The organism is Vibrio sinensis (assembly GCF_003605645.1).
Lineage (GTDB): Bacteria > Pseudomonadota > Gammaproteobacteria > Enterobacterales > Vibrionaceae > Vibrio > Vibrio sinensis.
Genome location: NZ_QVMU01000021.1, coordinates 25582 through 50999, shown reverse-complemented (window position 1 = coordinate 50999; position 25418 = coordinate 25582). Strand labels below are relative to the sequence as shown.

Annotated in this window: 20 protein-coding genes; 12 read left to right on the top strand and 8 right to left on the bottom strand. The window is 42.1% G+C overall.

All coding sequences use genetic code 11. The features are described from left to right. Positions 1 to 100: 100 nt before the first annotated feature. Both DZ860_RS17735 and DZ860_RS17730 read right to left on the bottom strand, forming a co-directional pair. Positions 101 to 286, bottom strand: a complete 186-nt coding sequence (locus DZ860_RS17735) for a hypothetical protein (protein WP_120033969.1) — start codon at positions 284 to 286, stop codon at positions 101 to 103. A gap of 140 nt (positions 287 to 426) precedes the next feature. Beyond that, positions 427 to 1950 (bottom strand): fumarate hydratase, encoded by a 1524-nt coding sequence (locus DZ860_RS17730; protein WP_120033967.1) that lies wholly within the window; start codon positions 1948 to 1950, stop codon positions 427 to 429. Positions 1951 to 2149: 199 nt separating this feature from the next. On the opposite strand from DZ860_RS17730, the gene pabB reads away from it, so the two are divergent. Then, on the top strand, positions 2150 to 3544 hold the full coding sequence (gene pabB, locus DZ860_RS17725) for an aminodeoxychorismate synthase component I (RefSeq protein WP_120033965.1): 1395 nt from the start codon (positions 2150 to 2152) through the stop codon (positions 3542 to 3544). A 23-nt stretch (positions 3545 to 3567) separates the two neighbouring features. On the opposite strand, the gene DZ860_RS17720 is transcribed toward pabB, so the two are convergent. After that, on the bottom strand, positions 3568 to 5262 hold the full coding sequence (locus DZ860_RS17720; RefSeq protein WP_120033963.1) for an ATP-binding protein: 1695 nt from the start codon (positions 5260 to 5262) through the stop codon (positions 3568 to 3570). A gap of 2 nt (positions 5263 to 5264) precedes the next feature. Next, positions 5265 to 5813: a heme NO-binding domain-containing protein gene (locus tag DZ860_RS17715; RefSeq protein ID WP_120033961.1), complete on the bottom strand. Its 549-nt coding sequence runs from the start codon at positions 5811 to 5813 to the stop codon at positions 5265 to 5267. A gap of 84 nt (positions 5814 to 5897) precedes the next feature. On the opposite strand from DZ860_RS17715, the gene DZ860_RS17710 reads away from it, so the two are divergent. From DZ860_RS17710 to DZ860_RS17700, 3 genes are all read left to right on the top strand, one after another. Beyond that, positions 5898 to 6503, top strand: a complete 606-nt coding sequence (locus DZ860_RS17710; RefSeq protein ID WP_120033959.1) for a CoA pyrophosphatase — start codon at positions 5898 to 5900, stop codon at positions 6501 to 6503. Positions 6504 to 6798: 295 nt separating this feature from the next. Then, complete coding sequence (locus DZ860_RS17705) at positions 6799 to 8052, top strand: aromatic amino acid transport family protein (RefSeq protein WP_120033957.1); 1254 nt, start codon at positions 6799 to 6801, stop codon at positions 8050 to 8052. Between the two features lie 94 nt (positions 8053 to 8146). Then, the gene (locus tag DZ860_RS17700) at positions 8147 to 9508 is read left to right on the top strand and encodes an L-serine ammonia-lyase (protein WP_120033955.1); all 1362 of its coding nucleotides are present in this window, start codon (positions 8147 to 8149) and stop codon (positions 9506 to 9508) included. A 192-nt stretch (positions 9509 to 9700) separates the two neighbouring features. Here the strand turns inward: DZ860_RS17700 and DZ860_RS24895 are convergent, their stop codons facing one another. Then, positions 9701 to 11002: a methyl-accepting chemotaxis protein gene (locus tag DZ860_RS24895; protein ID WP_341537396.1), complete on the bottom strand. Its 1302-nt coding sequence runs from the start codon at positions 11000 to 11002 to the stop codon at positions 9701 to 9703. Between the two features lie 166 nt (positions 11003 to 11168). Beyond that, on the bottom strand, positions 11169 to 11528 hold the full coding sequence (gene queD, locus DZ860_RS17690; protein ID WP_120033953.1) for a 6-carboxytetrahydropterin synthase QueD: 360 nt from the start codon (positions 11526 to 11528) through the stop codon (positions 11169 to 11171). Positions 11529 to 11836: 308 nt separating this feature from the next. Between queD and DZ860_RS17685 the strand changes: the two genes are divergently transcribed. The 4 genes from DZ860_RS17685 to DZ860_RS17670 all read left to right on the top strand — a co-directional run bounded on the left by DZ860_RS17685 (position 11837) and on the right by DZ860_RS17670 (position 16068). Beyond that, the gene (locus DZ860_RS17685) at positions 11837 to 13450 is read left to right on the top strand and encodes a methyl-accepting chemotaxis protein (protein WP_120033951.1); all 1614 of its coding nucleotides are present in this window, start codon (positions 11837 to 11839) and stop codon (positions 13448 to 13450) included. A 183-nt stretch (positions 13451 to 13633) separates the two neighbouring features. Further along, complete coding sequence (asnS, locus tag DZ860_RS17680; protein WP_120033949.1) at positions 13634 to 15034, top strand: asparagine--tRNA ligase; 1401 nt, start codon at positions 13634 to 13636, stop codon at positions 15032 to 15034. 262 nt (positions 15035 to 15296) lie between these two features. Then, complete coding sequence (locus tag DZ860_RS17675) at positions 15297 to 15527, top strand: hypothetical protein (protein ID WP_120033947.1); 231 nt, start codon at positions 15297 to 15299, stop codon at positions 15525 to 15527. A 235-nt stretch (positions 15528 to 15762) separates the two neighbouring features. Then, positions 15763 to 16068, top strand: coding sequence for an SMI1/KNR4 family protein (locus DZ860_RS17670; RefSeq protein WP_120033945.1), 306 nt, complete (start codon positions 15763 to 15765; stop codon positions 16066 to 16068). A gap of 131 nt (positions 16069 to 16199) precedes the next feature. Here DZ860_RS17670 and DZ860_RS17665 read toward each other — a convergent pair whose 3' ends face one another. Next, positions 16200 to 17993 carry a helix-turn-helix domain-containing protein gene (locus DZ860_RS17665; RefSeq protein WP_120033943.1) on the bottom strand — a complete coding sequence of 598 codons (1794 nt, stop codon included), beginning with the start codon at positions 17991 to 17993 and terminating at the stop codon, positions 16200 to 16202. Between the two features lie 270 nt (positions 17994 to 18263). Here DZ860_RS17665 and malX point away from each other — a divergent pair, with 270 nt between their 5' ends. Genes malX through DZ860_RS17650 form a run of 3 tightly spaced genes read left to right on the top strand, consistent with a single transcriptional unit; the run spans position 18264 to position 22103 of the window. Further along, positions 18264 to 19799, top strand: coding sequence for a maltose/glucose-specific PTS transporter subunit IIBC (gene malX, locus DZ860_RS17660; RefSeq protein WP_120033941.1), 1536 nt, complete (start codon positions 18264 to 18266; stop codon positions 19797 to 19799). Further along, positions 19796 to 20971 carry a MalY/PatB family protein gene (locus DZ860_RS17655; RefSeq protein WP_120033939.1) on the top strand — a complete coding sequence of 392 codons (1176 nt, stop codon included), beginning with the start codon at positions 19796 to 19798 and terminating at the stop codon, positions 20969 to 20971. Before malX ends, DZ860_RS17655 begins: the two co-directional genes overlap by 4 nt. Continuing rightward, the gene (locus DZ860_RS17650) at positions 20964 to 22103 is read left to right on the top strand and encodes a M20/M25/M40 family metallo-hydrolase (RefSeq protein WP_120033937.1); all 1140 of its coding nucleotides are present in this window, start codon (positions 20964 to 20966) and stop codon (positions 22101 to 22103) included. The genes DZ860_RS17655 and DZ860_RS17650 overlap by 8 nt, the downstream gene beginning before the upstream one ends. Before the next feature lie 130 nt (positions 22104 to 22233). On the opposite strand, the gene DZ860_RS17645 is transcribed toward DZ860_RS17650, so the two are convergent. Beyond that, on the bottom strand, positions 22234 to 23694 hold the full coding sequence (locus tag DZ860_RS17645; RefSeq protein ID WP_120033935.1) for a vWA domain-containing protein: 1461 nt from the start codon (positions 23692 to 23694) through the stop codon (positions 22234 to 22236). Between the two features lie 501 nt (positions 23695 to 24195). Here DZ860_RS17645 and DZ860_RS17640 point away from each other — a divergent pair. Next, entirely contained in the window at positions 24196 to 25386 is a 1191-nt protein-coding gene (locus DZ860_RS17640) for an amino acid aminotransferase (protein WP_120033933.1), read from the top strand. Positions 25387 to 25418: the final 32 nt, after the last annotated feature.

The following is a 25418-nucleotide window of genomic DNA, read 5'->3' as shown; positions in this document are numbered from 1 at the left end:
TACAACGACTTATCTTAATCCCATATGAACAAAAAAACCTCTGATAAAAATCAGAGGTTCAATGAGAGTTTAAGCTAATCAAATAAACTGGTGTGCGCGATTAATCGTCTTCAATCAATTTGTAGATAACAAACAAAGAAATTTCTAACAATACTGCGAGCACACAGGTAATTGTTACATACTTCTCATCAAAGATACTGATGCCATGTAGGATCAGATCATAACCAACGAAAGCACCAACAACGGCGGCGATGATTAGTTGTAGTATTTGAATAAATCGAGGCATGCTTTCTCCTATGGTATTGCACTTTACTCTTGTAATTATATAGATAAAAAGTGCAGCCATCGCTGCACTTTTGTCAATTGTATGCTAGTTAAATCAGCACTTTGTCACATTATAGTGGGTAAAAGTCCTGCTCAGCGAGATTAAGATAAGGCATCCATCTCTTGAATTTTCACTTTCCAAGTATCTGGGCCAATTTGGTGAGCATTCGCACCGGATGAGTCCACGGCTACAGTCACTGGCATATCTTCGACTTCAAATTCGTAGATAGCTTCCATCCCTAGATCTTCAAACGCGACAACGCGTGCTTTTTTGATGGCTTTCGCCACTAGATATGCTGCGCCGCCAACGGCCATCAAATAAACCGATTTATGTTTGCGGATGGATTCAACCGTCGCAGGCCCACGTTCAGCCTTACCTATCATGCCCATAATGCCAGTTTCTTCGAGCATCATGTCGGTAAATTTATCCATGCGTGTAGAGGTCGTTGGACCAGCAGGTCCTACCGCTTCATCACCAATAGCATCAACTGGGCCAACGTAGTAAATGAACTTACCTTTAAAATCAACGCCCTCTGGAAGCCCCTCTCCATTAGCCAACATACCTTGAATGCGTTTATGCGCGGCATCTCGACCTGTCAAGATTTTGCCAGACAATAATACCGTTTCACCAGTTTTCCACTCTTCAACATCGGCCTGTGTTACTTCATCTAAGTTTACACGGCGTGTATTTGCGCCGGCTTCCCAAGTGATATCAGGCCAATCTTCTAATTTCGGTGGAGTTAGTTCCGCAGGGCCACTGCCATCTAATGTAAAATGAACGTGACGAGTTGCTGCACAGTTTGGAATCAAGCAAACAGGTTTTGAAGCTGCATGAGTTGGCGCTGTTTTGATCTTCACATCAACAACCGTCGTCAAACCACCGAGACCTTGAGCACCAATACCCAATTTATTAACGCGATTGAAAATATCTAAGCGAAGCTCTTCCTCCGCATTTTGTGGCCCACGATCAATAAGCTCTTGGATATCGATATGCTCCATTAACGATTCTTTGGCTAGTACTGCCGCTTTTTCAGCGGTGCCGCCAATACCAATGCCGAGCATACCCGGTGGACACCAACCCGCGCCCATTGTTGGTAGTGTTTTCTCAACCCATTCTGCAATATCGTCAGATGGGTTTAACATCACCATTTTGGTCTTGTTTTCACTGCCACCACCTTTGGCAGCAATCTGAATTTCAACTTTGTCGCCAGGCACCATATTAATGTGAACAACCGCAGGTGTATTGTCTTTGGTGTTAATACGTTTACCTGCAGGATCCATAAGTACAGAAGCTCTCAATGGATTGTCTGGGTTGGTATAGGCTTGACGAACCCCCTCATCCACCATTTGCTGCACCGTCATGTCAACAGAATCCCATTGGACAGCCATACCAATATTAACGAAACAAGTGACAATACCCGTGTCCTGACAAATTGGACGATGTCCCTCAGCAGACATACGTGAGTTAATCAGAATTTGCGCCATAGCATCTTTCGCAGCTTGGCTTTCTTCACGTAAATAGGCTTTCTCAAGAGCTTGAACAAAGTCTAGAGGGTGATAGTAAGAAATATACTGTAGTGCGTCCGCGACACTACTAATTACATCCTGCTTGCGGATTACCGTCATTGCTTGCCTCTTTAATTTTGATGCTTCCGTGGTCTTTTTACTATTCAAACATCTCGCTGTTTCGTTAAATGAGCGTCACACGAAACTTACACTGATATAATAATAGATGTCTGAGTAGCGGCTTTGGTTTTGGATATGATACTCTTGCTTGTCCTAACACGCCACGCAGTGAACGATCTCTTTGTCACAATTTACACAAATGAATAACAACGCATCAAATTGTATTGAAATCAAGCAGATTGAATATGCACACAATCTCGCTTTATCTCTCTTTTCGCCTATTGAACACCTCTCTTGGGCAATGTTACTTCGCTCAGCGTCTCAAACTCATATTGATGCGCGCTTTGATATTTTGGTCGCGAATCCTGAAGTCACTCTAACCACTTATGGGATGGAAACCATTGTTCAACGCTATCAGCAAAGTGACACAGATTTTGAACAAGAAAGTACCTCACACTGCGCTGATCCATTTGAAATTCTGCAAAGTCAACTCGATGGAGTACTCGGTAAATGCCAATACCAAGGTGAGTTACCTTTTGTCGGCGGCGCGTTAGGTTATTTCGCCTACGACTTAGGGCGACGATTTGAATCGATTCCTGATTGTGCATTAAAAGATTTAGATACCCCCGATATGGCGGTTGGCGTATACACCTGGGCGGTTGTGGTTGATCACCACCGAAAAGAAGCCTTTGTTGTGGGTAAAGAAACGGAAAGCCGTTGGCAATGGCTTGTCGATCAGCAAGGTCCTAACTCAAAACAACCTTTCACCTTAGTCGGTAATTGGCAATCCAACATGTCTCAAGTTCAGTATGCTGAGAAATTTGCCGCTGTTCAGGAATACATTCTAGCTGGCGATTGCTATCAGATTAACTTAGCTCAACGTTTTACCACTCAATACCAAGGTAGTGAATGGCAAGCGTACACTCAGTTGGAAGCGGTTAACCAAGCCCCTTTCTCTGCATTTATTCGTATCGACAACAGCGCAATTTTGAGTGTGTCGCCAGAACGTTTTCTACTTGTAAATCAACAAGAAATTGAAACCAAGCCGATTAAAGGGACACGACCACGCCATGCTGAGCTTGAATTAGATGAAGCAGCCGCGCTGGAATTATCTCAAGCGGAAAAAGATCAAGCTGAAAACTTGATGATTGTTGATCTGCTGCGCAATGACATTGGCCGGGTAGCGAAACCTGGTAGTGTTCATGTCCCGAAATTATTTGAAATAGAGAGCTTTCCTGCAGTACACCACTTAGTTAGTACGATTCGAGCGGAACTGGATCCAAAATATTCGGCCACGGATCTACTGCGTGCCAGTTTTCCCGGTGGTTCTATTACTGGGGCTCCAAAAATTCGAGCTATGGAGATCATTGAAGAGTTAGAACCTCACAGACGCAACGCCTACTGTGGAAGTATTGGCTATATTAGTTGTCACGGTAGAATGGATACAAGCATTACAATACGAACTCTGGTTGCCGAGCAAAGCAAATTGCACGTTTGGGCCGGTGGCGGCCTAGTCGCTGATAGTCAATGTGAGGCAGAATATCAAGAAACTTTTGACAAATTAAGTCGTATCCTGCCAGTACTCTCGCAATAAATTAATACTGTTTATTGCGATGTTCACATCCATTTTTCAATGATTGCTTTTAATTCCCTAGCGGTATACGGCTTAGTTAAAATATCGTCCATACCGCTCAACATACATTTTTCACGCTCTTCGAGTGTTGTACCGGCAGTTAAAGCGATGATTGGTTTTTGGTATAACTGCGATCTTAAATGTGTTGTTGCTTCAAAGCCATCCATTTCAGGCATTCTACAATCCATAAATACAATATCGTAATCACCTTTCTCAATAGCTTGTAGTGCTTCCACACCGTTGTTCGCAATATCAAATTGAACTGACATTTTACCTAGCATTTGAGTAATTATGATTTGATTCATTCGAATATCATCAACAACTAGGATGACCAAATTCTCTAAAAGTTTGGTCGTACAATTACCATTTTCTTGTGCAACACTGCTTACGATTTGATCTGATTCACTCAGAGAAATGATAAAAACAAATTCACTGCCTTTACCAAGTTCACTTGTCAACTTAATGTTTCCATCCATCAACGACACTAAGTTCTGGCAAATAGCCAATCCTAGACCAGTCCCTTCGTAATTCCGTTTCGCTGTTCTATCAGCCTGCACAAATGGATCAAACAATTGAGTTTGAGCATCTTGAGTAATGCCAACCCCTGTGTCGCTCACTGACACCCTAAGTTGACCATCATGCCACTTTGCTCTGACTTTGATTTCTCCCTGTGCAGTAAATTTAATCGCATTACCTATCAAGTTAACCAGTATTTGGCAAATTCTCTCAAAATCACCAAAGAACATGGTTGGCATTTCAGAGTCGACCTCAACAAAGAACTCAATACCCTTTTCTTGAGTGATCGGCTCAAAGATCCCGATCATTGTGTTACGCAAGTCAGGCCATGAAAAATGCGTCGGAATGAGATCCATCATACCTGCGTTCATTTTGCTAAAATCGAGTAAATCATTGATGATGTGACGCAGCAAATCCCCAGAATGAGAGAGCGTTTTCAACATTTCTTGCTGCTCTTCGTTCATATCCGTTCCATGCAATAGCTCGGCACTACCTAGCAACGCATTTAAGGGCGTTCGAAGCTCATGATTGATCATAGCAACAAACTCTTTTGTTGAACGTTCTGACTCTTCTGCTCTATTTCGTGCTTCTTGCATATTAGTCATCATAATTTGACGACTCAAGGCGCTACAAAGTAAATCCACAACAGGAGCAATTTGTGACGCAATAAAATCTCGCTCTATTAAGGATTCGCCGACGTTAACGACCAATTCACCTATAACTTGATTTTCAACACTTAATGGCATGAATAAATCATTGTCTTGCCACGAGACATGCTGAGTGAAGTCACCATGTAAAATGATACCGTCACCAAAACGTTCACCAATAATCGTGCTAAACAGTTCGGTATCTAACCTTAAAAATACTGTGTTGATAACGTTATTTGAGGAAAGACGGCGCAAAAGGCTCGACAATAGCCCATCATCCAAAGTTCGAGTCAAAAATGCTCGTCCAAAATAAATTAGAGCTTTGTTGATGTGTGCTTCAAACTCAAGTTTTCTCAAGCCTTCAACGTTTTGTCTCTCTAGTTGACCTAATACCAATTTTAACTGTTCGTTTGCCTCATACAATTCAAGGCTTTTTTGCTCCAAAAGCATCTCGGCTTGATGTCTAGCAGATTTTTCACGCTGCAGCTTTCGTTGTAACAGCTCGGATTTGTCCATATTTATTGGGTTTCCATCAGTGCAACTTGAAAGCGTACGTGTTTTTGATCTTCTGACTGGGGAACCATTTCAACAGAGACGCTTTGGTTAAAGTGAGCAGCACACCCCTCAACGAGCCCAAGGCAGACATGAGACATACATCGTGCACTGTGGTAATCAAACACCAATTCAGATTGCGATTCTGAAATAAAAACAAACTTAGGTGGATTCGCTTCAGCGTAGAGTTTTCTCACTTCTATGTGGATGTAATCTTCAACTAAACGAATGAATTGGAAACAGTTTTTGCACTCTAACAAGCTAGCATTTTCAGGAAGCCTCGCATAGAGCTTCTGAAAGACACTTTGACCAAATACTTTCTGCAAATCTTCTACTGAGACACCCGTCTCCTGACTTAACTGGACAATAAGTTTAACTAAATCTCGATGGTCGTAACTGCCCACTGAGGTATATACACCGTTATCTTCAGCGTCTTGGAGTACTTTATCTAAAATCTCCAAGCCAAATTTTTCCTCGACTAAGTCCATGAACTCAGTAAAGATGATTCCTTTCATAGGAGTGAGCTATCCTTGCTATATGATTGTAATTTAAAGCATGATCCATAATTTGTGGTTTTTCAAATTGCTGTAGGAGGCGACGTGAGCTTTAACCTCACTAAAAGTGAATTAATTCAAAAATTCCAACTGAGATCACCAGTGCCCTACCACACCGAGAGTTTGAAAAGGCTGTCACATCTTGACCCTTCATCACTTCGAAAAGCGTCTGTCCTCATTGGCTTGGTTGAACGCAACGGAGGCTTGAATGTCATCTTTACTAAACGGGCACGCCATTTAAAACACCATCCAGGGCAAATTAGTTTCCCAGGAGGTAAGTTTGAAATACATGACCTCAACTTAGCACGCACAGCATTACGTGAGACCTATGAGGAAATAGGTATCGAAGCGACTCGAGTTCAACTTATTGGGAAAATGTTGGAATTACCAACTATAAGCCAATTTTCAGTGACTCCTTTTCTCGGCTTTATCGAACCTCAATACACTAGCCATATAGATAGAAACGAAGTGGAAGAGATCTTTGAAGTCCCTCTTGAGGTTGTTATTAACCCTGATAACATGAAGAGCCAAACGTTTCTCATTCGCAATCATTCACACCGTGTATTTGCTTTGAGCTACCAGAGATACTTCATTTGGGGAATGACGGCACAAATTATCCAAGCCCTGCAACGCCAAATCCTTTCACATTGATGAAAAATCATTCATTCGATTGATAACAGCACCGAATTTACTTTTTTTGCAACAAAAATAGCAAACGGTTGGCATACACAAAAAGCAATCAATTCAATCGAACCATTAGTTTAACTAATGTTAGCCATTAAGATAAATCACATGTGGCACGTGTTTTTCGTGACAAGAAACGCCTTTTTGAAATATGATAGCGCGCGTTCTACAAATACATGATTTAGATCTACTTTTTGTGCAATGAAAACATGCAGAATTGCACCCGACTTATTTCCTGTTCCCAAAAAATGAGTAATTCAATATGAACACAAACACTTCGTCGGCAACTGCCGCGCAATCGTCTAGTAAGTTTACTTACCAAGATTTCACATGGTGTCTTTCTCTATTCGGTACTGCGGTAGGCGCAGGCGTACTATTTTTACCGATTAAAGCGGGTGCTGGTGGTTTCTGGCCATTAGTAATGTTAGCCCTAATCGCGGCACCAATGACTTGGTTCGCACACAAATCTTTAGCTCGTTTCGTTCTATCTTCAAAAAATGCAGATTCTGATATTACAGATACTGTAGAAGAACACTTCGGTAAGACTGGCGCAAACCTTATTACTTTCGCCTATTTCTTCGCTATCTACCCGATTGTTCTTATCTACGGTGTAGGTATCACAAACACAGTAGACTCATTCCTAGTTAACCAAATGGGTATGGAATCTGTTCCTCGTTGGTTGCTTTCAGGCGCTCTGATTGCAGCAATGACAATGGGTGTTGTGTTCGGTAAAGAACTAATGCTTAAAGCTACGTCTGCAATGGTTTACCCTCTTGTTGCGATTCTTTTAGCTCTATCTGTATTCCTAATCCCTGATTGGAACACTTCTATGGTTGAAGTTGCACCTGACTGGTCTTCTATGCCTGTTGTTGTTTGGCTAGCAATTCCAATCATCGTGTTCTCTTTCAACCACAGCCCAATCATCTCTCAGTTCTCTAAAGAACAACGCCTAAAATACGGTGAAAACGCAGTTAAGAAAACTGACGCTATCACTGGCGGCGCTGCAATGATGCTGATGGGCTTTGTTATGTTCTTCGTATTCTCAGTTGTTCTATCTCTATCTCCAGAGCAACTAGCAATGGCACAAGAGCAAAACATCTCTGTTCTATCTTACCTAGCAAACGTACATGACAACCCAATCATCTCTTACATGGGTCCTCTAGTTGCATTTGCTGCTATTACTTCTAGCTACTTTGGTCACTTCCTAGGTGCTCATGAAGGTCTAGTTGGTCTAATCAAATCTCGCTCTGAAACTCCAGTAAGCAAGATTGAAAAAGGTTCTCTAATCTTCATCGTTGTTACTACTTGGATTGTTGCGATTGTTAACCCAAGCATCCTAGGCATGATTGAGACCATGGGCGCGCCTATGATTGCTGCAATCCTGTTCCTACTGCCTGTATTCGCAATGAACAAAGTACCAGCTATGGCTAAGTACAAAACTTCAGCTCCTGTGCAGATTTTCACAGTTATCTGTGGTCTTGCAGCGATTACTTCTGTAATCTACGGCGCTCTTTAATCTCTGCCTTTCATTCGGCGTGATTAAGCAAAGAATATAATGATAATAATAAGCCTCCCCTGTCTCGGGGAGGTTTACTTTTGAGGTAATCGATATGATTAGTGTTTTTGACATCTATAAAATCGGCGTTGGTCCTTCAAGCTCACATACTGTAGGCCCAATGAAAGCGGGTAAAGAATTTATTGATGATCTTCGTTCAATGGGAAAATTGCGCGACATCACCAAAATCACCGTTGACGTTTATGGATCACTATCACTGACAGGGAAAGGTCACCACACAGACATCGCTATCATCATGGGTCTTGCAGGCAACACCCCTGAGAAAGTTGATATCGACTCTATTGCTGGCTTTATTGCTCGCGTAGAAGAAACTGAACGCCTTCCTGTTGGCATGCACTGTCATACAGTATCGTTCCCTAAAGACGGCGGTATGAATTTCCATACTTCCAACTTATCTCTACATGAAAATGGTATGCAGATCCACGCGTGGATCGATGACGAAGTCGCATACTCTAAAACATATTACTCAATCGGTGGTGGTTTCATCGTCGATGAAGAAAACTTCGGTAAAGAAGAAGAAAACCCAATCAAAGTACCTTTCCCATTCACGACGGCTGAAGAGTTAGTGGATCAATGTAAGGAACATGGGCTTTCTATCAGTGCTTTGGTTATGAAAAACCAAGCTGCTTTGCATTCAGATGAAGAGTCTCGTACTTACTTTGCTAACATCTGGAAAACCATGCGTGAGGGTATGGAGCGTGGTATGAATACTGAAGGTATTCTACCTGGACCACTACGTGTTCCACGTCGTGCTGCCGCTCTACGCCAACAACTATTGACGTCAGAGAAAACCTCTAACGATCCAATGGCAGTGGTTGACTGGGTAAACATGTTTGCTTTTGCAGTAAACGAAGAGAACGCTGCCGGTGGCCGTGTTGTTACAGCACCAACTAATGGCGCATGTGGCATCATCCCTGCTGTTCTTGCTTACTACGACAAATTCATCCAAACCGTTACTGAAAAAGACTACATCCGTTACTTTGCAGCTTCTGGCGCAATCGGTGGTCTATACAAACGTAATGCTTCTATTTCTGGTGCAGAAGTAGGTTGTCAAGGTGAAGTTGGTGTTGCGTGTTCTATGGCAGCTGCAGGTCTTGCTGAGCTTATGGGCGGTAGCCCTGAGCAAGTATGTATGGCTGCAGAAATCGGTATGGAACATAACCTAGGTCTTACTTGTGACCCAGTTGCTGGCCAAGTACAAGTACCATGTATCGAGCGTAATGGTATTGCTGCTGTAAAAGCAATCAACTCAACTCGCATGGCACTACGTCGTTCATCTGCGCCTACTGTTTCTCTAGATAAAGTTATCGAAACTATGCTAGAAACCGGTAAAGACATGAACGCGAAATACCGTGAAACTTCTCAAGGTGGCCTAGCCATTAAAGTACTTTGCTAATAAAGTTCTCTTATTAAGTTTCAAATAAAAATGGCAACCTAAGGTTGTCATTTTTTTGTCTTCAATTTAGATAAATGAAATTAGAAAACTCAATAACTTAATCATTATATAATTAGGCGGGGCTTTTTCTCTTTGAATAAAACACTTAATAAAAAAGGGCTATCTAAGCCCTTTTTTATTTTATTATTGTCTTTATAAATCCATATTTAACTGGCTGACAATCTGAGTAACGTTCTCTGCCCCATCATATATTTCATTCATAACCGATGAAACTTCAATGATTTTCTGAGTACCTTGATTCGAAATATCTGAAACTTGTGTCATCGACTGTACAACTCCAGCCGTTAACGTTTGGTTTTTAGACACCACGACTTCAATTTCATTTGTCGATTGCGCTGTTCTTGCCGCAAGTTGTCTAACTTCATCTGCAACAACAGCAAAGCCTCTACCCGTTTCTCCCGCACGAGCAGCTTCAATCGCAGCATTCAGTGCCAACAGGTTCGTTTGTTCAGCAATACCTTTAATCGTACTAACGATTTCTCCGATATCACGTGACCGATTATTCAGCTCTTTAGTATGCTCAACCGCCTCTTCTATTTTAGAGTCAATAGAAAGCGAAACATTCACGCAATCAGCAAGAAGTTCTGAACCCTGTTTTGCAATCTGTGCCGTTTCAACTGAGGTACTATGAGCAACATCAGAAGCATGAGCAACCGCATCATTTCGACGCATTTGAGCAGTAATATCTGTCGCGAATTTAATCACTTTGATAACAGCGCCATTGCTGTCAAAAATCGGGTTATAAGTCGCTTCTAACCAAACTTCACGCCCACCATTTCCTCGACGTAAGAACTGCCCGGCTTTGAATTGACCACTCGCTAAACTTTCCCAAAACGTCGGGTTTTCACTATAAAATTTATCTTCGCAGAAAATGCGATGATGTTTACCAATAATGTCATTTGGGCGATATCCCACCGTTGCAAGGAAGTTGTCATTGGCGGTGATGATTTGTCCTGTCGGTGTAAATTCTATCGTCGCTAACGAACGATCTAACGCCTCTAAAACACCTGAACGCGCTGCGCTTTCTTCATGTTTGTCTGTCACATCGCTGGCGATTTTCATCACCTTAACCACTTTACCATCGACTAAAACTGGGAAATACGTAGCTTCAAGCCAAATTTCTCGGCCCGTTTTATGTTTTCGCTTAAATCGACCCGATTGCATAACGCCTTTAGCGAGATCTTGCCAAAATTTAGCGTACTCTGCAGTTCGTGTATATTCAGCAAAGCAGACACTAGAATGATGTCTATCTCTAACTTCGTCTAGTGAATAACCAATCACATCTAAAAAGAGCGAATTGGCTGTAATGACCTTGCCATCTGGCGTAAATTCAATTGTAGGAACTGAATTGTTAATCGCATTTAACTGACTTAATGCCGCTTCAAGCTTTTCAGTTAGCTCTACGACTTTTTTTTGATTCCGACTAAAAATCACCCTTAGCCTCTTACTATTTTTATTGAGCAAAACAAAAGCAATAGTTACATATTGTAACAAATAGGTCAATATATGGTATTTCGTACCGTGACATTGAAAGGTAATTAGAAATTAAAAATAGTATCGCTACCATTTATATAAATATTCCCAATCTGTATTCTTTCTTTTATTCGGTATAAATGCAGCCTGCTGTGCAGGTCTCTTTAATTTCGACTTTACTTAAAAGCGGTAAACTTGGTTTTAGCTGCTGCCAAATCCAACGAGCCAATACTTCACTAGTTGGGTTTTCTAACCCTTCGATATCATTAAGGTAGTAATGATCGAGGCGATTATAAATGGGTTTAAAGGCACTCTTGATTTCAGAAAAATCAATCACCCATCCTGTATGTGGGTCGACGTCACCTTCCACATAAAGACGAACTAAAAATGAATGACCGTGTAGACGACCACATTTATGCCCTTCCGGAACATGAGGCAAACGGTGCGCTGCTTCAAACATGAACTCTTTATACAACTCTGTGCGCATTTTAATACCCTGCTTTCTTTCAAAGAACGGCAATACTAAGGAATTCAAAGCATGCTGACAACCGCCGCCACCCCTTCTTATTTTCTTCCCCTCCAAAAGTGCTAAAGAAAAACCAATAACATTGGTGATTATTCTCGTCAGATAGCAATTGAACACCAAAAAAATTCCCTACATATTGCTTACATCACATTTACATTAACCCCACTTTGTTTATGGTCACAAACTGACCTACAAGTACTTTAGGTAAGTTCACACTTGTCGCATAATTGTAACAATTACAATAAATAACAAAGTTTTTGCGACTGATTATGAGCTCAACAATTACTACAAAACTATTAGTCACTTTAGTCAGCGTGTCTGGACTTGTCCTCACCGCATCGACTAGCTATCAGTATTTTCAACAACGAGATTTAATCAACTCCGTACTTAGTGAACAGTTACACGACAAAGCCAGTAATTACTTCGATAGCTTAAATATGATGATGCTAACTGGCACCATGGCACAAAAAGAGACTCTACGCCAAAAGGCCCTCGCCCAAGAGGGTATTGAACAAGTTCGTGTTTTACGTGCAGACGCAGTAAGTAAGTTATACGGTCCAGGGCAAAGTAACCAAGCCCCTATCGATGATATTGATAAACGAGCCTTAAATGGCGAAACCGTCATTGAGCCTATTAGTGCTGAGTGGGGGAATGGACTGGTCATTGCTTTACCAATGAAATCGAGCGAGAACTACCGAGGCACCAACTGTGTATCTTGCCATATGGCTCCAGAGGGTGAAGTACTTGGCGCCGTTAGATTAGAATATAATCTTTCCCATATTAACCAGATGATCAGTCAACGAACAATTATTGCTGTCGCAATCATGGCTTCCATTGGTCTGATCGGATTTTTAATTACTATTGCTTTGATTCGAAAATTCATTGTTCGTCCGATTCAAACCACATCCAACTTTATGCAAAGTGTCAGCGAGACCAAAGATCTTTCCCAACGCTTAGAAGCGCATAAACAAGATGAAGTGGGTCAACTTTCTGTGGCAATTAACTCGTTCATGGACACGGTCGGAGATAGTTTGCAAAAAGTACAGCAAACTTCTCATCATCTCGCTAACTCAGCAACTGAGCTAACGAATGTTGCCCAAATCACCGATGTTACGGCGGATACTCAGCAACAGGAAACTTCAGAGGTGCAATCTAATATTGTCCAAATGCAGTCCCAGCAACTTAACGTTGAACATGCAACCAATGATACTTCTTCTATTATTGAACATACCACGAATCTTGCCGAAGACAGTGCCAATAAAGCTCACAGCGCAAGCACCGACATCAAAAACCTAGTAACAGATATCGAGCACGTTAAACACAATATTGTCGAACTCAACACCCAAACAGGTGAAGTATCGACGATCCTTGAAGTCATTAAAGGCATCGCCGACCAAACCAACCTGCTCGCGCTCAATGCTGCGATTGAAGCCGCTCGCGCCGGTGAACAAGGACGTGGCTTTGCTGTGGTTGCCGATGAGGTACGTCAGTTAGCGAATCGCACATCTGAAGCGACTGCGAGTATAGCGACGATTATTTGCCAATTCCAAAAAGACAGTGAAACGTCACTAAATTCTGTAGATGTCGTTTGTGATACTGCTCAACAACGTTCCGTTGAAGTTGAAGCGCTTTCTTCAATTATGTCGGAAGTGGTCGCGGAGATGCAGCAAGCTCTCGAACATGCGAAAGATATTCGTAAACAGACCAGAGAAACGACTTACGTAAGTGAATCGGTACAACAAAAAGTGGAAATCATCACTGAACACGCAAATACTACGTCGGAATCAGCGGCGCGAGCGAAAGATATCAGTATAAATCTCGAACAACTTTCTGAACGATTAGAGACGTTATTGAATCACTTTAACCTTTCTCGCTCAAAATAGGTGGATATGCTGATTTTTTACACGTGAAAACATCAATAAAAGGTTGCTGCTGACGATTTGAAAGGTAATATGTTCCGTTGACTAAGAAGAATTTTATCCAACCCAACACTGACGCTAAATAATCATTATTTATCGAAAGCAAATGTTGGGTTGATTTAGACCTCAATGGAGATTAATTCAAACATGACTTACGCGCCTGTAACAGACGTACTAAGCGGCAAACTAGCGGTAGACAGTGAAGTGACTGTCCGCGGTTGGATCCGCTCACGTCGTGATTCCAAAGCTGGAATCTCTTTCCTCGCCATTTACGACGGCTCTTGTTTCGACCCGATTCAGGCCGTGGTCCCAAATAATCTTAATAATTACAACGACGAAGTATTAAAGCTAACTACTGGCTGCTCTGTTGAAGTAACAGGTAAGATTGTTGACTCTCCTGCTGCAGGTCAAGCATTTGAGCTTGCTGCAACTGACGTGAAAGTTGTTGGTTGGGTTGAAGATGCTGATACTTACCCAATGGCAAAAACTCGTCACTCTATCGAATACCTACGTGAAGTAGCACACCTACGCCCACGTACAAACGTAATCGGTGCAGTAGCACGTGTTCGTAACTGTCTATCTCAAGCGATTCACCGTTTTTACCACGAGCAAGGTTACTTCTGGGTTTCTGCTCCGCTAATTACTGCATCTGATGCTGAAGGTGCTGGTGAAATGTTCCGCGTATCAACGCTAGACATGGAAAACCTACCACGTACAGACTCAGGCAAAGTTGATTACAACGAAGATTTCTTCGGTAAAGAAACGTTCCTAACGGTATCTGGTCAGCTTAACGCAGAAGCTTATGCTTGTGCTCTAAGCAAAGTTTACACGTTCGGCCCAACTTTCCGTGCTGAAAACTCAAACACTAGCCGCCATCTAGCTGAATTCTGGATGGTTGAGCCTGAAGTTGCCTTTGCTGATCTAAACGATGTTGCAAAACTGGCTGAAGACATGCTGAAATATGTGTTCAACGCAGTACTAACTGAGCGTCGTGATGACCTAGAGTTCTTTGCACAGCGTATCGACAAAGAAGCCATTTCTCGTCTAGAGCAATTTGTTTCTTCTGACTTTGCACAAGTAGATTACACTGATGCAATCCAAATCCTATTGGATTCTGGCAAGAAATTTGAGTTTGACGTTGAGTGGGGCATCGACATGTCTTCTGAGCATGAACGTTACCTTGCTGAAGAACACTTCAAAGCTCCTGTAATCGTGAAGAACTACCCGAAAGACATCAAAGCTTTCTACATGCGTCAAAACGAAGACGGCAAAACAGTAGCAGCAATGGACGTACTTGCACCAGGCATTGGTGAAATCATCGGCGGTTCTCAACGTGAAGAGCGTCTTGATGTTCTAGATGCACGTATGCGCGAAATGGGTATCGACCCTGAGCATATGAACTGGTACCGCGACCTACGTCGTTACGGCACTGTTCCTCATGCTGGCTTCGGTCTAGGCTTTGAGCGTCTAGTCTCTTACGTAACTGGTATGGGCAATGTTCGTGACGTGATCCCATTCCCACGTACTCCACGTTCAGCTAACTTCTAAGCATAGTTGTTAACGTAACTGTGATTTCAAATGCCTCCGTCTCGGAGGCATTTTTAGTTCTAACTTACTTACTCTTTGCTTCTTGAGAAAATAAACTCCCCCGCTCCATAATTTGCTCACCACCTCCTTAGTCAGCATCTTAGGCTCATCAGAATAAGAAACGAGAAATAAAAGACCATTATTCGCTATCGATTGTCCACCAGCAAAGTGTCATTTTATGATTCATACTTGCAGCAAGATAACAACCATTCAGGTGAACAACATGAAACTATTTACACTCGATGATCTTTCTTATAATGGTGCCCACCAAGGCGTTCATAGTTGGAATCCCCCACAAGGAGATGATCCTTATTACTGGCACCCCGAATGGCTACATATTGCTGAAGACGCGATGGGTCTTCATCCAAAACGCGCACTTGAAGTGCCAGATGGTCAAACAGCCAATGAAGAACATGCTAAACAAGCCATCATTGACCACTTAAACGATCGATAAACAAGCGTATTATTAAGGGTTAACGAAGTATATTACACGCTATAGAAACTCAGGGAAACGAGAAATGTCGCTCACATCGCTGTCATTTCAAATGAATAGCAGGTATCGAGACACTGGTAATTTTTTTGATTCTGTCGCTAAACGATTGGCATCACATTATTTTTATCAGTATCTGTTACATTTATAACGTTAAGGTGACATACCTCAACTCATGAACGATGAGAGAAGATAAAAAATGACCAAATTCAACGAAAACGATATCAAATATAAAGGTGAAACTAATGGCGTCCATTCTTGGACATCACCATCAGGCCAACCGTACTATTGGCACCCTGATTGGCTGCATATTGCAGAAGATGCTACCGGTACTCATCCACATGAAGAAATTAAGGTTGAACACGAACAAGGTGAAAAACCAAGTGAAAAGCATGCGCTAAAAGCCATTTTGAAACATGTGAACGATTGGGCAACCAAAAAATTGGCGAATAATCCAGACATTGAAAGCAATGCCGTTGAATCTGAAGTTAATTTAAAAAAATAACCATTTGACTCGCATTACCTAACTGCATTTTTAAGTCGTTTGGGTATCACGTTCAACCAAGACGTTATCATTTCTCGTCTTGGTTGCTTCTAATGTCATCACTTTCATATTCGACTAAACGATGTCTCCTCTCACCTCCTATACCCGATTACCTCACTCGCGACTAGATGCTTTGCAAAACGACTAACCATAGTAGTAAGACTCAACTCAGAAAAAACATCTTGTTCGTTATCTCGTTCGTATAGCCATTTGTCTTGTTCAAACTGGTTTAGGGCATAAAGAATATTATGAGCTGTCGAACTGTCGTTACGTATTAAGAAAAAATAGTACGCTGGCGGGGTTTGTGTAAGCATGTCTCCGGCTTGTATAACAAGTTGAAGAGAGGATCGCTTAACCTGTGATGCGGCTTGTGCTGAGTAAAAATAAACATTCGACCCCATATGCAGGTAATCAAAAAACGACGTCAAGACTTTAGATAAAGGTTGTTGAATTTCACTATATTGCACCCCCAGGCTTTCTGCCAAATGTAATGCACCAAAATCAGCAATGTGAGTTAAACTAGTGTGTGGCTTTATCCAATGAATATCGGTTCTGCTAAACCAGTTTTCACACAAGTAATCTGGCTCCGTATCATCTAAGAATGAGGTTGGATACAGATTCACTAACTCACGTTTTAAAGGTTCATAATCGATCTCTTTGGCATATTTATGTATCGTGCCAAGTAAATCTCTCAATGAGATCTGCTCTTTTTGCTCACTTTGCTTTACTTGTTCAATAAACAAGTAAATCTGATGCAACTCTTCATCTCTTAATGGCTCAGGAAGCCAATTCTGACACGTCGACATCGCTTGAATCGTCATTTGATAATCATCGAGGCTTTCTAATTCTTTATTGAGCGTTGATTGCAATCGAACATGATTTTTTATTCGATAAATAGCTGATGGTAAATATTGGCACAGTTGAGTATGCAATAACGCCATTTGCCCTTGGGACAAGGACATTGATTGCCCTAACTGCCGTAGAAATAGCATCGAGCACATCTCTACACGCAGCTGGTTTTCATGGAAATTATCTAACGCACAGCCACTAAAGAAGTACTCCGTTAAATGCAAGTGCTCATATTCAAGGCTCTCATTGATGAGCAAGCTTAATTGATCGTATACCAAGCTGAACTTAGTAGTTCGCCTTATATAGTCAGCATTATCTTTTTGTAAAATGATGAATTTTTTACTAATTCGAGATAACGAGACACTCAAATAAAGGAACATCATCTGAGTAAAATGAGCTGGAAAGTCCCCTCCAATCGCATTTGAAATATTACTAATAATGACTTGAGTTTCTTTAATCGGCAGTCTCGAAAGTAGCTGGGAAATGGCAATCTGTGTATGGCATTGAAGCGGCGTCGTCGGGGTACAATATTCAATGACAGGATGAATATGACTAACTTGCTTATTCGCACGCTCCATCATCAAATGTCGTATTTTTTTCTCAGTTCCTCCAATCGTGAATCCGCCATCAATGTACTGTATCGATAAATCACACAACTGTAACCGCAGCGCAAGCTCACTTAAATCTTTTTTCAATGTTGGTCGAGAAATTCCTAACTGTTTCTCAATATCTAAAAACTTGCCCTGTTCAAGGAATAAGTAATTATCCAGTAAATAGTCTTGTCGCTCCGATGACATCGGCCGATAGTGACTCAGTGGCACCAGCTTAATTCTATCCGCCCATTGCTCACGAGTGATTTCAAGTGTGGCAATACCTTTTTTGACACTGATCGCTTGGTCAATGTAATAGTTGATATTAGCAATGTAGTTGCTGATGTGACGACGGCTTACTTCCATTTCTTCAGCAAGCTTAGAAAGCGCATTTGGAGCTTGTAGCAAGATCCCAATCAACTTTACTTCATTAGAATTAATACTCACGCTTGACCCAACAACCCTGTTTTAAATAGAAAATATGGCCTAAATCACACAAAACAGTGCGATTATACTAATTTGTTATACCAGCCTATTGATGGATGTGATTATAAGCCTAATTTCTATATAAACCATTCAATAACATGAAAATTTCCTTCCACTTTTACCGAAACACATTTCGATTTTGTTTCAACAGATTCTTTCGTACTGTACCGCTGAAAACAAAATCTGTTTCCCTACAAATATAATAATGTGAATCTTAATGGAGTGGCTAATATGAGTCATAGAACAAAGCTTTGGGGCTTTATCCAAGGGTTGGGCAAAACATTTGTACTGCCTATCGCACTTCTCGGAATATCCGGTATTCTTCTCGGACTAGGTAGCTCTCTATCTGGCGCACAACTACAAAAGTTATGGCCTTTCCTTTCTTACGAACCAGTCAACATTTTCTTCCAATACATCACTATGATTGGTGTATTTACTTTTAAAAACATGCCGGTTCTTTTTGCTATCGCAATTCCTCTAGGCTTGGCAAAAGAAGAGAAAGGTGTCGCCGCATTCTCTGGTTTCGTCGGTTACCTTATCATGACGATGGGCACCAACTTTGCGCTAAAACATACGGGTATGCTAGTTGGCCCAGATGAAATGCGTGATGCGGGTCAAACCATGATCTTAGGTGTGCAAACCATTGGTACTGGTGTATTAGGTGGTATCTTCTCTGGTGTGATCGTCTCTCGTCTACACGAACGTTACAAAGATACCAAACTACCTGACGCATTTGCGTTTTTTGGTGGCCCGCACGCAGTGCCGATCGTATCACTCGTCGTTCTGTCTGTTTTCGGCATGTTGATCCCTTACATCTGGCCAGTGTTTGATGCACTAATTAAAGGTTTGGGTTACATCATTCAACAGTCCGATGTGTTTGGTCCAATGATTTTTGGTGCCAGTGAGCGTCTGCTTATTCCCCTTGGCTTACACCATATTTTAACCGCGATGATCCGTTTCACTCCTGTCGGTGGCGAAGCAATCATTGATGGTCAACAAGTGATTGGTGCATTAAATATTTTTTACACCAACCTTGCAGCTGGCTATGAAACTCCGATGGAAACCACTGCGCTGCTATCTCAAGGCCGTATGCTAAGCTTCTTCTTCGGACTACCAGCGGCAGCATTTGCAATGTATCGCACTGCAAAACTGAAAAGCCGCCCACTGATCCGTGGTTTGTTGATTTCAGGTGCGGTAACCGCAATCGTCAGTGGTATCACGGAACCGATTGAGTTTATCTTCCTGTTTATTTCACCAATGCTATACCTATTCCATGCGTTCATGACTGGTCTAGGTTACCTAACCTTGTCTATCTTTAACGTCAATATTGGCCCTGCCGGTGATGTGATTGGTTTCTTTGTCTTCGGCGTATTACAAGGCTTTAAGACCAACTGGTTCTTTGTACCTGTACTTGGTGTCGTTTGGTTTGCTGCATACTACTTTGTGTTCACCTACGTCATTGTTAAGAAAGATCTTAAAACCCCAGGGCGTGAAGATGATACTGATTCTGTTGTCAGCAAATTAGGTGCAGATGGCCTTGCTGCACACATGCTTGAGGCTCTAGGTGGTAAAGATAACATTGTTAGTATCGACAACTGTGCAACTCGCCTACGTCTTGTTTTGCATTCAACCGACATCATCAATGAGAAACAGCTAAAGAGTGCTGGTGCCATTGGAGTGGTACGTCTTGACGCGACAAACTTACAAGTTGTTATTGGCCCGCAAGTGCACACCATGCGCAAGAAGATAGAGTTGGCAATGGCATGAGAGTAGATTTCAACGGCGTAATCGACCGAACCAATACTTATTGTACCCAGTGGGACTATGTAGAAGACCGTTTTGGGCAACCTGGACTCTTGCCTTTTACCATTTCAGATATGGACTTTGCATCACCCATTGAGATACAGGAGACGTTAAAGGCTCGTATAGCCCACCCGGTTTACGGTTACAGCCGTTGGAATCATAATGATTACAAACAAGCGATTTGTCATTGGTATGAAAGTCGCTTCTCAACGCAAATTTCAGATAAATGGATAGCCTATAGCCCAAGTGTTATTTATTCAATTGCGACGCTGATAAGTCTAACCAGTGAGCCGGGTGATGGCGTATTGCTTTTCACGCCTGCTTACGATGGTTTCTTTGGTTGTCTCGAACATTCCGGTCGCGAAATGGTGACAAGTGAATTGCTCGATGATGACGGCTACTTTGAAATCAACAAAGCCGATTTTGAAGCTAAAGTCGCACGCTGCCGGGTATTGTTATTATGTAATCCACATAACCCTGTGGGCAGAGTGTGGCAAAAAAATGAGCTAGCTTATTTGCTTGATGTCTGCCGTCGCCATGATGTGTTTGTCATCTCAGACGATATACATATGGATATATGTTTTGGGTTATCTTATTGCCCTATCACCTCATTGAGCACGCACAGGGTCGCGATTTGCACTTCAGCATCGAAATCGTTTAATACCCCGGCACTTGGCGGTTCCTATGTATTAATTCCCGAAAAGGATTTATACCAACGCTTTTTGCAAGTATTGAAGTTTCAACAAGGTTTGTCTTCGCCGCCAATATTCGGGGTACTGGCAACCATTACCGCCTACCAACAATGTGGCTATTGGATTGATGAACTCAATACGTATTTACAAGACAACTTACACTTTGTTCAACTCTATTTAAGACAAGAGCTACCCCAATTAAAAATGCAGTTTCCTGAGGGGCTGTACTTTGCTTGGATTGATTTCTCTGCGTTAAAAATCAGTGCTGAACAACTAAAAGAGCAAATGGTCAAAGCAGGCGTCGCTATTATGACTGGTGACGTTTATGGCGGAGCAGGAAAATACTATTTACGACTCAATGTCGCCTGTCCTAGAGAAAAGATCGAGGATGGATTAAACCGTTTACAGACAGCTATTGAGGCACTAAGGAGTGAAAATGGATAAGGTCATTGAGCATTTCCTAGCAATGGCGGCATTAAGCTCTCCATCCTATAAAGAAACACTGGTGAGTGAATATATTCAAGCGCAGCTATCAAAATATGGTATCGATTTTTATCAAGATAACGCGCATCTACATTATCAAGATGAAGGAGCACAATGTGGAAACCTCATTGCGCTGCTCCCTGGAGATCTATCCGGCACCATAGCTCTGTCAGCTCACATGGATACGGTTACACCATGCGACACCATTACTATTATTGAAGATGGCGATTGGATTAAGACTGATGGTAAAAGTGTCTTAGGTGGCGATGATAAAGCAGGTATTGCGGTCATATTAGACGCATTAATTGAACTGACAACTAATCCCCGTCCCCACCCTACCGTCATCGCTATTTTCACTATCGGTGAAGAAGTTGGATTAAAAGGGGCAAAAGTCCTCGATTTCGCAGATCTACCATCGATAGATTTAGCCTATGTCATCGATGCAGGTGGCGACATTGGTACCGCGTATGTTTCAGCGCCCTATTCTGCCAAAGGGATTGTAACAATAACTGGTATCGCCGGTCATGCAAGTGAACCTGAAACTGGCTGCAATGCCATGGTAGTAGGTGCACAATTGATTGCTCAACTTCCCATCGGCCGTGTGGATGAAGAAACCACCAGCAATCTTGGTTTAATCAAAGGGGGCAATGCCACCAACATCATAATGGAAAGTGTCGATATTACCTTTGAGGTTCGCTCTCGTCAGCAGCATAAGGTGCAAACATTTATTGATGAGGTGACTAAACAGCTCAATACCCTGCAAGCAAGCTACCCTATCACCTATCAAAACCGCATTGCTCAAGGTACTCCTGGGTTCCGTTTAGATCCTGAGTCAAGCTTGCTAAGCACATTTGCCTCTTGCTGCGCTCAACAAGGTATCGAAGTACAGTTTAACGACGGAATGGGCGGATCTGATGCCAATATATTCAACAAAAATGGCATCCCTTGTATGGATATTAGCGTTGGCATGTCACAAATACACAGTGTGAATGAGTGCATTAGAAAGTCAGATATTATTCGCTGCCGTGACTTAGTGCTTACGCTACTAACGTCATCCGGCACAAATTTACATCCCCACGTCCTATCAAACTAATTCGTCGTGTCTGCGGCTTACCGTAGTGACTTAAGTTAGTAACAGAGCTCAAGGCTCAAAATAGAAACGCCCCAAATTAGGGGCATTTTTATTGATTAAAGACTAGGCGCTGTTGCCCTTAGCCAAACGATTATTGAATTGTTAGCGTACGCTCAACCTCTTCACCATTAATCGTTAGCGTCAATTTCAATGTGTCACTCGACTGAAGTGGCGCATTTAACTCTGCGACATACGCATATTTAATGGTCGTTTGCAAAGAAGAATAGATACCTGTAATCGTCTGCTCGTCAATCACCTTGTAGTATGTTCCCCCCGTTTGAGTCGCAATCTCTTGGAGGTTTTCTTCATCCGCACTTTGACTAATCGCAATTGCATGGACTGGAATGCTATTCTCATTGGCTAGCGCGATGACGCCATCACGATCGTTGAAATAACTCTGACCATCAGTTAAGACGAACACTCGCTTCAGTGTATTGGTACGCTCTTTGACTTGTTCTAGCGAGGTGTTAATCGCTCCCTCGAGCTCGGTACCACCACTCCACGGATAGAAGCCATTCACAGTAGCGACAGTATCAGTGCGGTCTGGATGCTTTTCATCATCAGCACTTCCACCTTGCCATAATGATGACTTGGGGTTGTACATATCTATCGCAAAATGAAGTTTAGCTTTATCCTGAACGAAGCCTGTTTCAGGATAATCAAAATTAACGCTATTTCCGGTTTCATCCAGCAGATTATAATTAGCAATAAATGCATTATTTATCGTATTAATCTGATTATCGAACGAGATCACCGAAAACTCATCAGCCGCCCCCTTTTCAGAAACAAATTGATGTGCCGCTTTTGCAGTCAGTCTATGGCGTGTGTAAACCTCATTGTTAGACTGTGGACCAAGTTCATCTTCACCCGTTACCAACGACGTCATTGAACCACTCGCATCCAATGCCACCACGTTACTACTAGCCAGCCCCAATTGATCAGTAGAGTTAAGAGCTGAAATAACCAGAGGCTGATCATTTACTGACACCTCAAACGCATTTTTCGTCAACTGGATAACCGCATTATTACTCGCTGAATCGGTAACAGAAAAGCTGATTTTGTCACCACCAAGGCTTTGTATCGCACTAATGATATATTTAGCATCCGACGAAACTGTTGAAGCAACTGGAACAGCGGCACCATCACCACTTGAAATAAAGTTCTCAGCATTCGCTTTTAAAGGTTTATAACCGTCGAGAGTTGCACTAATCACACTGTTACTAAACCCATCAGTTTCGCCTGCCACTTCAACGGTAAACACGCCACAATTATCCGTCGAGGTCTCAGTTGATAAAGCCGAGCCATTTTCGTCTTCTAACACTACAGCGGCATTTGCCATAGGTAGATACCCATCAGGAACGTTAGGGCATTCATCACTGCGCGATGAGAGAAAGTCACCCGCTAAGATTCGTAATGAGTTTTGTTGTAGCCCTTGAGGAACAATCAAAGTCCCGCTGTAGGTTACTTTGGGGTCTTGAGAACTATCATCTCCACCACACGCGATGAGCAGCGAAACCGAAGCTACGATAGGCAGCACTCTGAACATTTTCATTGAAGCCAACTCCTTGGTTACATTATTGTTTACATATTGCTCACATAGTAACCACGTCAAAGAGGCGAACACTATCCTTGATTCGCCAAACAATTCATCAGTAGCAATCGTGCTACTGTTTCTTAAATTGCAGGTAATTTTGTCGCATTTATCGCATATACCTTTTAACTCAATACATAGCCAAAATGTTAAAATGGTGCACTGCGGATGTATCGTCTAAATAAGAGGAGAAGTACTTTAGTCATGAAAGTCCTAGTATGCCTGTTGCAGATACCAGAGCTAAAACCGCGTGATATGGTCTCGCTAAAACACTAAGCGTCTTGCTCTAATCTTCAATAGCTTTGCTTACGTTTAATGCTAAAAATAGCGATTTGATGCAACAAAAATGAATAATCATATTTTTTTTAGGTTTACTGCACGATTGCTATTGTGTCGTCTAGGTCAGAAAGGTATAAATAATCGAATAATTTCTTCCCACTTCGATTTACATGGATGACGAATATGTTTGAAAAAGTAGTTGCAGCGCCCGCAGACCCGATTCTTGGACTCACTGAAGAGTTTAAACAAGATCCACGCGCTGAAAAAATTAACTTAGGTGTTGGTATATACAAAAATGAGCAAGGTGAAACCCCTGTTCTTGCTACCGTCAAGAAAGCGGAAGCCGCGTTAGTTGAAACCGAGAAAACTAAGTCATACCTAACCATCGAAGGAACCGCTGAATACGGACTGGCTGTTCAAAAACTTCTATTTGGCAACGACTCTGAAATTATTTCATCAGCTCGAGCAAAAACCGCACAAGCACCAGGTGGTACTGGCGCTCTACGTGTGGCTGGCGAATTTATTAAGCGCCAATTAAGCAATCCTAAAATTTGGATAAGCAATCCAACATGGGCAAATCACAACGGTGTATTTGCTGCGGCAGGTCTAGAAACCGCACAATACAGCTACTACAACGCTGAAACCAAAGATAAAGATTTCAACGCTATGCTTGTGGATCTTCAACAAGCCTCTCAAGGCGATGTTGTATTACTGCATGGCTGCTGCCATAACCCAACAGGTATCGATCCAACTGCAGAAGAATGGGAAGCATTGGCTCAGCTGATTGCTGAAAAGAAACTGCTACCACTCTTTGATTTTGCATACCAAGGCTTTGCAAAAGGTGTCGAAGATGATGCTATTGGCCTACGTATTTTCGCTAAATACAATAAAGAAATTCTTGTTGCGAGTTCATTCTCGAAAAACTTCGGCTTATACAACGAGCGTGTCGGCGCTTTCACTCTCGTAGCAGAATCAGCTGACGTTGCTGCTACTGCATTCTCTCAAGTAAAAGCGATTATTCGCTCGATTTACTCTAACCCACCTGCGCACGGTAGTGCTGTTGTAACTTACATTCTAAATGACGACGGGCTACGTGCTGAATGGGAAGCTGAAGTAAAAGAAATGCGCGATCGCATTCAAGAAATGAGAGAGCTATTTGTTGAGACGCTAAAATCAGAAGGCGTGGATGCAGACTTTAGCTTTATCGAACGTCAAAATGGTATGTTCTCATTCTCTGGGTTAAGCAAAGAGCAAGTAACTCGTTTAAAAGATGAATTTGCAATTTACATCGTAGGTTCTGGTCGTATCAGCGTTGCGGGTATGACTAAATCTAATATGGGCCCACTATGCAAAGGGATCGCTGCTGTTTTATAACCGAAGCGACGAATGCTTATGGTCATAGAAGC